Raw genomic sequence first — 13,655 nt, 5'->3', positions numbered from 1 at the left:
ACGAGGCCGGGAGGGAAGCGGGGCCGCCCCCGAGCGGCCCCGCAGGATCAACGGGACGGGGCGACGGGACGGAGCTCGCTCGCCGCGTCCAGCAGCCAGTCGGTCAGATGGCCGGCGAACGACGGCCGGACGTGGACCAGGTAGTCGTCACCGTGGCCGAGCGCGACCAGGACGACGCCGACCAGCCCGATCGTGGTCTGGGCGCACCGCCCGGCCGGGAACTCGGCCGGGTGCAGGTCCAGCGAGCAGCCGAACGCGAGCAGCTCGCGGGCCAGGGCGCCACGCACGCGCAGCGCGACCCGCTGCGACGACACGTCGACGGCCGACCCACCGTGCCCGGTGAGCAGCGGGCGCAGCGACTCCTCGCCGGCGTGCGGCCGGGACTGCCGGCTGGTGACCAGCCACTCGTCCGGGCCGAGCCAGACGATCTCGCCGTCCTCGGTGGCCGTCCAGGTGTTGGGCCGGGTCGGGAGCGCGGCCCCGAGCACGGCGGACACGACCTCGCGGGCCGGGCCCTCCGGGTCGAGCCGCAGGTTCGTGGCCAGGCCGACGTCCTCGACCTCGATGACCAGCGCGCCGTCCAGCTCGCGGGCGAGCTCGGCGAGCGCGGGCTCCCGGGACTCGAGCGGGTGGGTGGGGCGCAGGGGCCGGATCTCAGCCATCACGGCGGGCTCCTTCCGGGTCGACGAGGACCGAGCTGGTGATCTCGGCGGGCACCAGCGACCCCTGGTACGGGACGTGCACGACATCGCCGATCCGGCCGTGCCCGCCCTTGACCAGCGCGAGCGCGAACGGGCGGGCCAGCTCGGCGCTGTGGTAGCTGGAGGTGACGTGGCCGAGCATCGGCACCGGGGGCGGGGGCAGCGTCCCGTCGGCCGAGAACTCGACGATCTGCGCGCCCTCCGGCAGCCGGGTGGCCCGGTCGGTCGGCAGCAGGCCGACCAGCTGCTTGCGGAGCGGGTTCGCGTTCTCCTCGCGGGCGAAGGAGCGCTTGCCGACGAAGTCCTCCTTCTTCTTCGACACCGCCCAGGACATCCCGAGGTCGTGCGGCGACACCGTGCCGTCAGTGTCCTGGCCGACGATCGGGTAGCCCTTCTCGGCGCGCAGCACGTGCATCGTCTCGGTGCCGTACGGGGTGATCCCCCACAGCGCGCCGACGGTGACCAGCCGCTCCCAGAGGGCGAGCCCGTAGCGGGCGTCGACGTTGACCTCGAAGGCCAGCTCGCCGGAGAACGAGATCCGGGCCAGCCGGACCGGAACCCCGTCGAGCTCGGTGTCCTGCCACGACATGAACGGGAAGGCCTCGTTGGACAGGTCGATACCGGTGAAGATCTCGGCGAGCAGCTCGCGCGAGCGCGGGCCGACGACCGGGAACACCGCCCAGTGCTCGGTGACCGACGCGAGGTGCACCCGCAGGTCCGGCCACTCGGTCTGGACCCAGTCCTCGAGGGTCTCCAGGACCGACGCGGCGCCACCGGTGGTCGTGGTGAGCAGGTAGCGGTCCTCGGCGATCCGCAGGACGGTGCCGTCGTCGACGACCATGCCGTCGTTGCCGCACATGACGCCGTAGCGGACCCGGCCCACCTTGAGGGTGCTCATCATGTTCGTGTAGATGCGGTCGAGCAGCACGGCGGCGTCCGGGCCCTGCACGTCGATCTTGCCCAGGGTGGAGCCGTCCATGATCGCGACGTCGCGGCGGGCGGCCGCGCACTCCCGCAGCACGGCGGCGTCCATGTCCTCACCGGCACGCGGGTAGTGGCGCGCACGCTTCCACTGGCCGACGTCCTCGAACACGGCGCCGTTGGCGACGTGCCACGGGTGCACCGGGGTGGTGCGCACCGGGTCGAACATCTGACCGCGCTCGCGGCCGGCCAGCGCGGCGAACGCGACCGGGGTGTAGGGCGGGCGGAAGGTCGTCGTGCCCAGCTCCCCGACGGGGCGGCCGAGCAGCTCGGCGGTGACCCCGGCGGCGACCATCCCGGACGTCTTGCCCTGGTCGTGGGCGGTGCCGATCGTCGTGTAGCGCTTCACGTGCTCCACGGAGCGCAGCCCGGCGCCGACCGCACGCTCGATGTCGGCGACGGTCGCGTCGCGCTGGATGTCGACGAACTGCTGCGCCGGGTCACCCGGGGTGCGCCACAGGACCAGGGTCGGGGTGCGCGGCGGCTCCGGCGAGGTGCTCGGCGCGTCCCCGCCGGCTCCCTCGAACAGGGCACCGGCCAGGTCCAGGGTGCCGTTCGCCGCGCCGACGACCTCGGTGCCGGCGATGGCGGCACCCGGCCGGAAGGCCCCGAGCCGGGAGTCGTAGACCAGCGCACCGCGGACGTGGCTGAACAGGTGCGCGGCCGGCGTCCAGCCGCCGGAGACCAGCAGCAGGTCGGCCGGGAGCGTGTCCACGCCGTCGGCCGAGTCCACCCGGACCGCGGAGAGCGCGCCGCCGGGGCCGTCGCCGTCGGTGTCGACGACCTGCGCACCCGGCCGGACGGTGACCCCGGCGTCGCGGGCCCGCGCGGCGCGCTGCTCCGGCACGGCGACCCGCGCGTCGAGCAGGGTCACCCGGGCACCCGCGCCGGCCAGGTCGGCCGCCGCGTCGTAGGCCGCGTCGTCGGTGGTGAACACCGCGATCTCCCGGCCGGCCAGGACCCCGTAGCGGTGCAGGAAGTCCCGGGCCGAGGCGGCGAGCATGATGCCGGGGCGGTCGTTGTTGGCGAACGCGACCGGCCGCTCGTGGGCACCGGCCGCGACGACCACCCGCCGGGCCCGGATGCGGTGCACCCGCTGGCGGGTCCGGTCCGGCGGGGCGGCCGCACCGAGGTGGTCGGTGATCCGCTCGAGGGCGAGCACGAACCCGTCGTCGTAGTGGCCGAACGCGGTGGTCCGCTGCAGGTGCAGCACCTCCGGGTTCGCGGCCAGCTCGGCGACGACGTCGGCGACGAACCGGTGCGCGGCGCGGCCGTCGATCCGGTCGGTCGGGGCCAGGCTGCCCCCGGCCTCCGGACGGTCGTCGACCAGGACCACCCGCTCGCCGCGGCGGGCCGCGGTGCGGGCGGCGAGCAGGCCGGCCGGGCCGGCGCCGATCACCACGGTGTCGCAGTGGGCGTAGCGGCGGTCGTAGCGCGCGGTGTCGGCGACCGTGGCGAGCCGGCCCTGCCCGTTGAGGCTGCGGGCCACCAGGCCGTCGGCGAGCTCGACGGCCGAGGCCTGCAGCATCGGCTCCGGGAACGGCTCCTCGATCTGCACGAGGCCGGTCGGGTCCTCGGTCCAGGCCGCACCGATGCCCCGGGGCCGGCCGAGCTTGACGCTGGTGCCGATGACCCGGACACCGTTCGCGAGCAGCGCCGAGGCGAGCGTGTCGCCCGGGTGCCCGGTGTAGGTGGTGCCGTCGAAGGTGAAGGTGAGGGTGCGGGTGCGGTCGACGCGGCCATAGCCGTGGACACGGCCATCGATACGGTCGTCGAGGCGGCTCATGTGCGGGCCCCCGGGATCTCGGGCCGGTTCTCACCGATCTTGTAGACGGCGAGGAACTGGTAGGTGTGGGTGTCGCGGACGGCGTTGAACCAGCGGCGGCAGCCGACGCTGTGGTTCCAGCGCTCGGCGAACGGGCCCTTCGGGTTGTCCCGGAAGAACACGAAGCGCGCCCACTGCTCGTCGGTCAGCTCGGCGGGCTTCGCCGGGTAGTCGACGTGGGCCTGGCCGCCGTAGTGGAACTCGACCTCCTCGCGAGGTCCGCACCACGGGCAGTCGATGAGTTGCACGGTGGCTCCTGTGTGGCGGGTCAGTGGGCGACGCCGGCGGCGCCGTGCTCGTCGACGAGCGCGCCGGTGACGAACCGGTCGAGGGAGAACGGGGCGATGTAGGGGTGCAGCTCGCCGGTCGCGATCGTGTGCGCCAGGCACCAGCCCAGGCCGGGCGTGGACTTGAACCCACCGGTCCCCCACCCCGCGTTGACCAGCACGTTCGCGTACGGGGTCCGGCCGACGATCGGCGAGGCATCCGGGTTGGTGTCGACGATCCCGGCCCAGCTGCGCAGCAGGTGGGCCCGGGCGAACACCGGGAACAGCTCCACCGCGGCGGCCATCTGCCGCTCGATGATGTGGAACGCGCCGCGCTGGCCGTAGCCGTTGTAGGAGTCCACGCCCGCGCCCATGACGAGCTCGCCCTTGTGCGCCTGCGAGACGTAGACGTGCACCGCGTTCGACATCACGATCGTCGGGTGCACCGGCTCGAGCAGCTCGGACACCAGCGCCTGCAGCGGGTGCGACTGCAGCGGGGTGGACACCTCGAGCTCGTCGAGCAGGGTCGACGTGTGCCCGGCCGCGCACAGCGCGACCTGCCCGCAGGCGATGTCACCGCGGCTGGTGCGCACCCCCGTGACCCGGGCGGTGCCGTCGGCCTGGCTGCCCTCGGTGCGGAACCCGAGGACCTCGCAGTCCTGGATCAGGTCGATCCCGGCCTCGTCGGCGCGCCGGGCGAAGCCCCAGGCCACGTAGTCGTGCTTGGCGATGCCCGCGCGGGGCTGGTAGGTCGCGCCCAGCACCGGGTAGCGGATGTCCTCGGAGACGTTGAGGATCGGGCAGATCTTGGCGACGTCGTCCGGCTCGAGCCACTCGGCGTCGACGCCGTTGAGCTTGTTCGCCTCCACCCGGCGCACCGAGTCCCGCACGTCCTGCTCGGTGTGCGCGAGGTTCAGCACGCCGCGCTGGGAGAACAGGATCGGGTAGCCGAGGTCGTCCTCGAGCCCCTCCCACAGCTTGAGGGCGTGCTCGTAGATCGCCGCCGACTCGTCCCACAGGTAGTTGGACCGGATCAGGGTGGTGTTGCGGGCCATGTTCCCGCCGGCCAGCCAGCCCTTCTCCAGCACCGCCACGTTCGTGATCCCGTGGTTCTTGGCCAGGTAGTGGGCCGTGGCCAGGCCGTGCCCGCCACCGCCGATGATCACGACGTCGTAGGAGCGCTTGGGCTCCGGGTTCCGCCACAGGAAGTCGGGGTGCTCGGGCAGGTCGGCGCCGGGAGGCGTCATCGTGGTGCTCATACCGTCAGCTCCGGGTAGAGGGGGTGGCGGTCGGCCAGCGCGGCGACCCGGCCGGCCAGTGCGTCCAGCTCGTCGTCGCCGGCGGCGGGGCGCAGTGCGCCCGCGATGATGTCGGCGACCTCGGTGAAGTCGTCGGCGCCGAAGCCGCGGGCGGCCAGGGCCGGGGTCCCGATCCGGACCCCGGAGGAGACCATCGGCGGGCGCGGGTCGAACGGCACCGCGTTGCGGTTGACCGTGATCCCGACCCGGTGCAGCCGGTCCTCGGCCTGCTTGCCGTCCAGCTCGTGGTCGCGCAGGTCGACCAGGACCAGGTGCACGTCGGTCCCGCCGGAGACGACACCGACGCCCGGCTCGTCGAGCAGGCGCTGCGCGACGATCTGCGCACCGGCGAGGGTGCGCTCCTGCCGCTCGCGGAAGGTCTGCTCCCCGGCGAGCTTGAACGCGACGGCCTTGCCGGCGATCACGTGCTCCAGCGGGCCGCCCTGCTGGCCCGGGAACACGTTCGAGTTCAGCTTCTTCGCCAGCTCCTGGCGGGCCAGGATCACGCCGCCGCGGGGCCCGCCGAGGGTCTTGTGCGTGGTGGTGGTGACGACGTCGGCGTGCGGCACCGGCGAGGGGTGCAGGCCGGCCGCGACCAGCCCGGCGAAGTGCGCCATGTCGACCATCAGGTACGCGCCGACCTCGTCGGCGATCCGCCGGAACTCGGCGAAGTCCAGGTGGCGCGGGTAGGCCGACCAGCCGGCGATGATCACCTTCGGCGTGCGCTCCTTGGCGAGGCGCTCGACCTCGTCCATGTCGACCCGGTGGTCGTCCTCGCGCACGTGGTAGGCGGCGACGTCGTAGAGCTGGCCGGAGAAGTTCAGCCGCATCCCGTGGGTCAGGTGCCCGCCGTGGGCGAGGTCGAGCCCGAGGATCGTGTCGCCGGGGCTCAGCAGCGCCGCCATCGCCGCGGCGTTGGCCTGCGCACCGGAGTGCGGCTGCACGTTCGCGAAGTCGGCACCGAACAGCGCCTTGATGCGGTCGATCGCGAGCTGCTCGACGACGTCCACGTGCTCGCAGCCGCCGTAGTAGCGGCGCCCGGGGTAGCCCTCGGCGTACTTGTTGGTGAGCACCGAGCCCTGCGCCTGCATGACGGCCAGCGGCGCGAAGTTCTCGCTCGCGATCATCTCGAGGGTGTGCCGCTGGCGGCCGAGCTCGGCCGTGACCGCGGCGTGCACCTCGGGGTCGATGTCCTGCAGCCCGCCTCCGAGCACGGCGCGTGCGCGGCCGGCCTCGTTCCCGTCGGTCGACGGATCGCGGTCCACGGCGAACGTCGTCATGAACACCTCCACATATCTTCCCGAGCAGACTGATATATCAACTGGCGACAGCGTGGCATCTCAGTGGCCTCGCGGTCAAGAGGTCCGTCTGGACGTATTCCTGCAGGTCGGCGGCGGGTTCCGGGCACGCCGAGGTCCGCCACGCCCACCCACCGGGGACGGGCGTGGCGGACCGGGGTAACTCAGTGGTGTTGCGTCGGCCGGCGACCGCCGGGGGCCTACAGGCGCTTGGCCAGCTCCCGTCGCCAGCGCCCGAACGGGCGCGGGCGGTCGACGCCCAGCACGCCGACCGGTTCCCCGGCGGCGTCCAGGAACAGCGCCAGGAAGCCACCCGAGCCCTCCGGGTCGCCGTCCTCCACCCGGACCGAGCCCTCGGCCGGCCGGTGCCCGGCGAACTGGATCTTGTGCCCGTACTGGTCGGACCAGAAGTAGGGCACGGCGTGGTGCGACGGCAGCGAGTGCTCCGTCCCGAGCAGGGCCGCGACGGCGACCGCGGGCTGCTGGAGCGCGTTCGTCCAGTGCTCGAGCCGCAGCCGGTCCCCGGTGAAGTCCCGGTGCGAGTTGGCGCAGTCGCCGACCGCGACGATGCCGGGAACGTTGGTCATCCCGCTCACGTCGGTGACGACGCCGTTGTCCAGCTCGAGCCCGGACCCTTCCAGCCACTCCACGTTGGGCGCCGCCCCGATCCCGACGACGACGACGTCCGCGGGCAGCTCGCGGCCGTCGGTGAGCTCCACCCCGGTGACCCGCGGCGAGCCGGTCAGCCCGGCCACCCCGACCCCGAGGTGCAGGCGCACCCCGTTCGCCTCGTGCAGCCGCCCGCACGCCTGCCCCATCTCGGGGCCGAGCGCGCGCTGCAGCGGGACCTCCGCCGCCTCGACGATGTCGACCTCGAGGCCGAGCCCGGCCGCGGTCGACGCGACCTCGGCACCGATGAACCCGGCACCGATGACCACGAGCCGCGAGCCGGCGACCAGGTCGGCCTTGAGCGCACGGGCGTCGTCGAGGGTGCGCAACGTGTGCACGCCGGCGGGCATCTCCCCGGGCAGCGCACGGGCCCGGGCCCCGGTCGCGAGCACGATCGCGTCCGAGGCCAGGCGCTCGCCGTCGTCGAGCACCACGACGCGGGCCTCGGCGTCCAGGGCGGTTGCGGTCCGGCCCAGCCGCCACTCCACGCCGAGCCCGGCGTCGTCGTCCTCGCCGAGGCTGATGTCGTCCTCGGAGGAGGACCCGGCCAGGAACTCCTTCGACAGCGGCGGGCGGTCGTAGGGGGCGTGCTTCTCCTCCCCCACCACCACGATCTCACCCTCGAAGCCCTGGGCGCGCAGCGCGCGCACCGCCGCGAGGCCGGCGAGGGAGGCGCCGACGACCGTCACGCTCCGCATCAGACCGCTGCCTCGAAGCCGGCCTGCGCGGACTCGGTCGTGTCGGTGGCCTCGGCGGAGTCGGTCTCGTTCACGTAGACCGCGCCGTCCTCGTCGACGACGACCTGGTGCGTCCGGACCGGGGTCTTCGCGGGCGGGCCGCTCGGCTGCCCGGTGCGCAGGTCGAAGCAGGCGGCGTGGAGCGGGCACTCCACCGCGCATCCTTCCAGCCAGCCGTCGGACAGGGAGGCGTCCTGATGGGTGCAGGTGTCGTCGATGGCATAGAGGTCGCCGTCGACGTTGAACACGGCGATCGCCACCCGACCCTGGACACGAACGGACTCTCCGACCGGGATGTCGGACAGCTCGCCCACGAAGATCATAGTTCCTCCTGTTGCGGACTGCGAAACTCGCCATGTGATGCGCAACCAGAGGATGAGGTCGCACACAGCGGGCGTCAATGGCGAATTTCTGGGGGACCTGAACCGACCCGAAGACGTAACGGGCGCGTCACGCCGGACGATCGGGGCGGGAAGGACGACGGGTGGCGTCGAAAGGAGGGCGGTCGGCAGGTCCCGGAAGGGTTCGGGCACGTCCGGGGCCGGACCCGAGGGCCGCGATCGGGGCCGCTCGGGCATCACACTCAGCTGCACGGGTCACCAGCTCGTCGTTGGGTGGTGCGGTGTCGAAGGGCCGGCCCGACTTGAATCCGGCGACCGGGACCCTTACCGTGTATAGATATATCACTGGTCGGGCAGACGCGCCATGCCGGTCGCCGCAGCCTTCTTGCGACACTGACCACGTCGGTCCGCACTCACCGAAGGGGGCTCCATGTCCGACTCCGCGCGACGCCGACGGCGGCGGATCACCTCGGCCATCGAGGAGGAGCGCACGGTCCGGCGGGCGGCGACGGCGGCGTCGGTGGGCAACGTGGCCGAGTGGTACGACTTCGGGCTCTACTCCTACCTCGCGGCCGTCGTGCTGAACCGGGTCTTCTTCCCGGAGGCCGGCCGGTGGTCGCTGGTGCTGACGCTCGCCGCGTTCGCGGGTGCGTTCCTCGTGCGCCCGCTGGGCGGCTTCGTGTTCGGCGTGCTCGGCGACCGGCTGGGGCGCACCCGGGTGCTGGCGTTCACCATGCTGCTCATGGCAGGGGCGACGATCGCCCTCGGCCTGGTGCCCGGCTACGGCACCATCGGCATCGCCGCGCCGCTACTGGTCCTGTTCATCCGGATGCTGCAGGGCTTCTCGGCCGGCGGCGAGTACTGCGGCGCGCTGACCCTGGTCGCGGAGTACTCCCCGGACCGCCGGCGCGGGTTCTTCGGCAGCTGGCTGGAGTTCGGCACGATCACCGGCTACACCCTGGGTGCGGGCGTGACCGCCACGGTCGTCGCCCTGCTGCCGGACGAGGACCTGCTGGCCTGGGGCTGGCGGATCCCGTTCATGCTGGCGCTCCCGCTCGGCCTGGTCGGCATCTACCTGCGGCTGCGGCTCGAGGACACCCCCGCGTTCCGGCAGCTCATGGAGCGCTCCCCCGCGCTGGCGACCATGACCTACCGGCGTGCGCTGCAGATCCTGCACAAGCGGTACAAGGCCGCCGCCCTCGTGACCGGCGGGCTGGTCGTCGCCTGGAACGTCAGCAACTACGTGCTCACCAGCTACATGCCCACCTACCTGACCGGCACGCTGCCCCGGCACGGGGAGGCCGGCGCGAGCGGTGCGGTGTCGACCGGCCTGCAGGTCGGCACGATGCTGCTCATGCTCTGCGCGCTCGGGGCCGTCGGGCGGCTGAGCGACCGGATCGGGCGCAAGCCGATCCTGCTGACCGGCAGCATCGCGCTGATCGTGCTCGGCCTGCCGTCGGTGTGGCTGGTGCAGCACGGGCTCGCCGGCCAGGTCGTCGGACTACTGATCATGGGCGCGACGCTCCTGTGCTTCGCCGCCGTCGCACCGTCGACCCTGCCGGCCCAGTTCCCGACCCTGATCCGCTACGGCGGCCTGGGCGTGACCTTCAACGTGTTCGTCTCGCTCTTCGCCGGCACCGCCCCGACCGTGATCGAGGCCGCGGTGACCGCAACCGGCAACCTCGACTGGCCGGGCTACTACCTGGTCGGTGCGGGCGTGGTCGGCGTGGTGAGCGTCTGGTTCCTCCAGGAGTCGGCGGGCCGGCCCCTGGCCGGTGCCGCCCCGCTGACCTCCAGCGCGGACCTGCCGTCGCCGCCCCTGTCGGCGACCGGCGTCCCGATGGAGCTGCCGCACCGTCACCCCTCCTGAACGGGGACCCTCCAGGACGGGACAATCCTGCCCTGGGACTGATATATTAACCCGGTCAAACCCCGAGGCTCGTCCGCGAGCGTCGCTGACCAACCGTCGGCACCCCCAGCTGAGCCTGATTGATATATCAGTTTTGCTCCGTTGGACCCGCACGGCGAGAGGAGCTCGCATGACCATCTCCGTGTTCGACATGTTCAAGGTGGGGATCGGCCCGTCCAGCTCGCACACGGTGGGCCCCATGCGGGCCGCGTTCCTCTTCGTGTCGCGCCTGGCCGGGTCCGGCCTGCTCGAACGGACCGCCACGGTCCGCGTGGAGCTGTTCGGCTCGCTGGGCGCGACCGGGCACGGGCACGGCAGCGTGAAGGCGGTCGTGCTGGGCCTGGCCGGGCACCAACCCCACCTGGTCGACCCGGTGGCCGCCGACCCGATGGTCGACGACGTCCGGAACAGCGGCCGGATCAGCCTCGGCGGCACCCACGAGATCCCGTTCTCGATCGACGACGACGTGGTGCTCCACCGGAACAAGCGCCTGGACTTCCACTCCAACGGCATGGTGCTGCACGCCCACGACGCCGCGGGCGCGGTCGTCGAGCGCCGCGAGTACTACTCGGTGGGCGGCGGCTTCGTACTCGACGAGGACGACGCCGGGGCACCGGTCCTCGTGGAGGACCCGACGCCGGTCGCCCACCCGTTCAGCACCGGCGACGAGCTGGTCGGGCTGGCCCGCGAGCACGGCCTGCCGATCTCGCAGATCATGCTGGCCAACGAGCTGTCCTGGCGCACCGAGGAGGAGGTCCGCGCCGAGCTGCTGCACATCTGGTCGGTGATGCAGGAGTGCGTGGAGCGCGGCACGACCACCGGCGGGGTGCTGCCCGGCGGGCTCAAGGTGCGCCGCCGCGCCGCGACCCTCCGCACGCGGCTGGAGTCGGCCACCGGCGATCCGGACGCCCTGCACGCCATGGAGTGGGTGACGCTCTACGCGCTGGCGGTCAACGAGGAGAACGCCGCGGGGGGCCGGGTCGTGACCGCCCCGACGAACGGCGCCGCCGGGATCGTGCCCGCGGTGCTGCACTACGCGGCCCGCTTCCTGCCCGGCTTCGACGACGACGCCGTGGTCCGGTTCCTGCTCACCGCGGGTGCGGTGGGCGTGCTGTTCAAGAAGAACGCCTCGATCTCCGGCGCCGAGGTCGGCTGCCAGGGCGAGGTCGGGTCGGCGTGCGCGATGGCGGCGGCCGGCCTGGCCGAGATCATCGGCTGCACCCCCGAACAGGTCGAGAACGCCGCGGAGATCGGCATCGAGCACAACCTCGGGCTGACCTGCGACCCGGTCGGCGGCCTCGTGCAGATTCCCTGCATCGAGCGCAACGCGGTCGCCTCGGTCAAGGCGATCACCGCGGCCCGGATGGCCCTGCACGGCGACGGCGTGCACCACGTCTCCCTGGACAAGGCCATCAAGACCATGCGCGAGACCGGCGCGGACATGAAGGACAAGTACAAGGAGACCGCCCGCGGCGGGCTGGCCCTGAACATCGTGGAGTGCTGAGGTGACGGCGCCGGCCACCGGGGTCGCGGGCCCCGGAGAGGACGTCGACGGGTTCCTGCTGGGCCTGCCCGCGAGCGGCCGGGGTGCCGGTGCCCCGGCCACCGCCCCGCAGGAGCGGGCCCGCGAGATCCTCGCCGAGCTCGGTGACCCGCAGGAACGCGTGCGCACCGTGCACGTCGCCGGCACCGCCGGCAAGGGATCGGTGTGCGCGTTCGTCGCGGCGCTGCTGGCCGAGCACGGCTTCCGGGTCGGCACGCAGACCTCGCCGCACGTCTACAGCGTCCGCGAACGGTTCATGGTCGGCGGGCAGCCGGTCGACGAGGCCGTCGTCCGCGAGCACCTGGCCCGCGTGCGGGCCGCCGTCGGCACGGTCGAGCGCCGTCGCGCCGAGCGGTGCGCGTTCTTCGAGGTCGTGACCGCGCTCGGCTTCTCGATCGCCGCCGAGCGTGCCCACTACGCGGTCGTCGAGACCGGGATCGGGGGCCGGCTCGACCCGACGAACGTCGTCGCCCGGCCGGACAAGCTGGCCGTCGTCACCCGGATCGGCCTCGACCACGTCGACATCCTGGGCGACTCGCCGGGCCGGATCGCCGCCGAGAAGTCGGGCATCCTGCCCGTCGGGGGCGACGCGGTCGCCGCGGTGAACGGGCCGGAGGCCGACGCCGCCCTGGTCGAGCGGGCCCGCGAGCGGGGCACGCGACTGGAGTTCGTCGACACCGACGCCGCGGCCGCGGTCGCCCGCACCGGCCCGTCCGGCACCCGGGTCGACCTGGCCGGCTGGGCTGACGTCCCACTCGGCCTGCACGGGCGCCACCAGGCCGGGAACGCCGTCCTCGCCCTGCACGCGGTCGCGACGCTCGCCCAGCGGGACGGCTGGTCGCTGGACCCGCTCGCCGTCCGGAACGGGCTGGCGCGCACCCACATCCCCGGGCGGTTCGAGCAACGGTCGGTACGGGGGCGCGCCGTGGTGCTGGACGGTGCGCACGACCCGGTCAAGCTGTCGGCGCTGGCCGAGACGGTCGGCGACCGGTACCCGGACCGGGCGGTGACCTGGGTGCTCGCGCTGGCCCGCGACAAGGACCTCGACGCGTCCGTGCAGGCGGTCGCGCCCGGCGCCGGGCGGATCGTCGCCACCGAGCTGCCGGCCGGACCGGCCGGCGGTCACCGCCCCGCGGTCTGGTCGGCCGCCGAGATCGCCGCTGCGGCCCGCCGGGCCGGCGTCGAGGCCGTCGCGGAACCCGATCCGCGACGGGCCCGGGAACACGCGCTGCGCACCGGCGACCCCACCTCGGCGGTGGTCGTGACCGGATCGTTCCGGCTGCTCGCGGTCGTCGACGACCCGGCACCCGGCTGACCTCAGCAGCACCACCGCACATCCCTGACGACCCCCGTACCGCAAGGGCACGCCATGACTGCCGTGAGCGACATCCCGTTGGACTTCGACTCCCCGAGCTCCCTGGCCGACCAGGCCTACATCGCGCTGCGCGACCAGCTGATCATGCTCGAGATCCCGCCGCTGGCGCCGATCGACGACGAGGGCCTCTCGGCGCGGCTCGGCCTCGGCCGCACCCCGGTGCGCGAGGCCCTGAAGCGGCTGGAGACCGAGCGCCTGGTGATCTCCTACCCCCGCCGGGGCACGTTCGCGACCGCGGTCGACATCTCCGACCTCACCGACGTGTGCGAGATCCGGCTCGCGCTGGAGCCCCTCGCCGCGCGGCGCGCCGCGCTGGCCGCCTCGGCCGGCCGCCGGGACGAGCTCCGCGCCCTCGCGGACCGGATCCGGGTGCTGGACTCGGCCCGGACGGGCCGCACCGAGCTGATGCGCTGGGACGTCAGCGTGCACCGCTCGATCTACCGGGCCGCCGGCAACCCGTACCTGGAGGACACCCTCACCCGGTACTACAACCTGGCGACCCGCATCCACTGCATGTTCCTCGAGCGCCTCGACCACGTCGCCGGGCACGTCGACGAGCACTGCGAGCTGCTGTACGTGATCGCCGACGGTGATGCACGGCGGGCCGAGTCGGTGTGCCGGCAGCACGTCGAGGGGTTCGAGAAGGCCATCCGCGCCGTGCTCTGAGAGGTCCTTGCCCGGAGCACCACCACGTCTTATCGTGTATTGATAT

General features: G+C 73.2%; 11 protein-coding genes. 4 read left to right on the top strand and 7 right to left on the bottom strand.

The genetic code is table 11. The features are described from left to right. Positions 1–47: 47 nt before the first annotated feature. The 7 genes from H7X46_RS05190 to H7X46_RS05160 all read right to left on the bottom strand — a co-directional run bounded on the left by H7X46_RS05190 (position 48) and on the right by H7X46_RS05160 (position 8,098). A complete protein-coding gene (locus H7X46_RS05190) occupies positions 48–662 on the bottom strand; it encodes a sarcosine oxidase subunit gamma (RefSeq protein ID WP_186358321.1) in 615 nt (204 codons plus the stop codon). After that, positions 655–3,468: a 2Fe-2S iron-sulfur cluster-binding protein gene (locus tag H7X46_RS05185; RefSeq protein ID WP_186358320.1), complete on the bottom strand. Its 2,814-nt coding sequence runs from the start codon at positions 3,466–3,468 to the stop codon at positions 655–657. The genes H7X46_RS05190 and H7X46_RS05185 overlap by 8 nt, the downstream gene beginning before the upstream one ends. Then, a complete protein-coding gene (locus H7X46_RS05180; protein WP_186358319.1) occupies positions 3,465–3,755 on the bottom strand; it encodes a sarcosine oxidase subunit delta in 291 nt (96 codons plus the stop codon). Before H7X46_RS05180 ends, H7X46_RS05185 begins: the two co-directional genes overlap by 4 nt. A 20-nt stretch (positions 3,756–3,775) precedes the next feature. Beyond that, entirely contained in the window at positions 3,776–5,020 is a 1,245-nt protein-coding gene (locus H7X46_RS05175) for a sarcosine oxidase subunit beta family protein (protein ID WP_222131644.1), read from the bottom strand. An 8-nt stretch (positions 5,021–5,028) separates the two neighbouring features. Beyond that, positions 5,029–6,351 carry a serine hydroxymethyltransferase gene (glyA, locus tag H7X46_RS05170; protein ID WP_186358317.1) on the bottom strand — a complete coding sequence of 441 codons (1,323 nt, stop codon included), beginning with the start codon at positions 6,349–6,351 and terminating at the stop codon, positions 5,029–5,031. Positions 6,352–6,569: 218 nt separating this feature from the next. Continuing rightward, positions 6,570–7,736: an NAD(P)/FAD-dependent oxidoreductase gene (locus tag H7X46_RS05165; protein ID WP_186358316.1), complete on the bottom strand. Its 1,167-nt coding sequence runs from the start codon at positions 7,734–7,736 to the stop codon at positions 6,570–6,572. Then, positions 7,736–8,098 (bottom strand): bifunctional 3-phenylpropionate/cinnamic acid dioxygenase ferredoxin subunit, encoded by a 363-nt coding sequence (locus tag H7X46_RS05160; RefSeq protein WP_186358315.1) that lies wholly within the window; start codon positions 8,096–8,098, stop codon positions 7,736–7,738. Before H7X46_RS05160 ends, H7X46_RS05165 begins: the two co-directional genes overlap by 1 nt. A 448-nt stretch (positions 8,099–8,546) precedes the next feature. On the opposite strand from H7X46_RS05160, the gene H7X46_RS05155 reads away from it, so the two are divergent. The 4 genes from H7X46_RS05155 to H7X46_RS05140 all read left to right on the top strand — a co-directional run bounded on the left by H7X46_RS05155 (position 8,547) and on the right by H7X46_RS05140 (position 13,609). Beyond that, positions 8,547–9,986 (top strand): MFS transporter, encoded by a 1,440-nt coding sequence (locus H7X46_RS05155; protein WP_186358314.1) that lies wholly within the window; start codon positions 8,547–8,549, stop codon positions 9,984–9,986. Positions 9,987–10,155: 169 nt separating this feature from the next. After that, a complete protein-coding gene (locus tag H7X46_RS05150) occupies positions 10,156–11,529 on the top strand; it encodes an L-serine ammonia-lyase (protein ID WP_186358313.1) in 1,374 nt (457 codons plus the stop codon). Between the two features lies 1 nt (position 11,530). Further along, positions 11,531–12,883: a Mur ligase family protein gene (locus H7X46_RS05145; protein WP_186358312.1), complete on the top strand. Its 1,353-nt coding sequence runs from the start codon at positions 11,531–11,533 to the stop codon at positions 12,881–12,883. A 54-nt stretch (positions 12,884–12,937) separates the two neighbouring features. Further along, complete coding sequence (locus tag H7X46_RS05140) at positions 12,938–13,609, top strand: GntR family transcriptional regulator (protein WP_186358311.1); 672 nt, start codon at positions 12,938–12,940, stop codon at positions 13,607–13,609. The last annotated feature ends 46 nt before the right edge of the window (positions 13,610–13,655 follow it).

This window comes from Pseudonocardia sp. C8 (assembly GCF_014267175.1).
In the GTDB taxonomy this organism is placed as follows: Bacteria; Actinomycetota; Actinomycetes; order Mycobacteriales; family Pseudonocardiaceae; genus Pseudonocardia.
The sequence above is the reverse complement of the archived record's forward strand: the minus strand, read 5'-3'. Positions and strand labels throughout refer to the sequence as shown.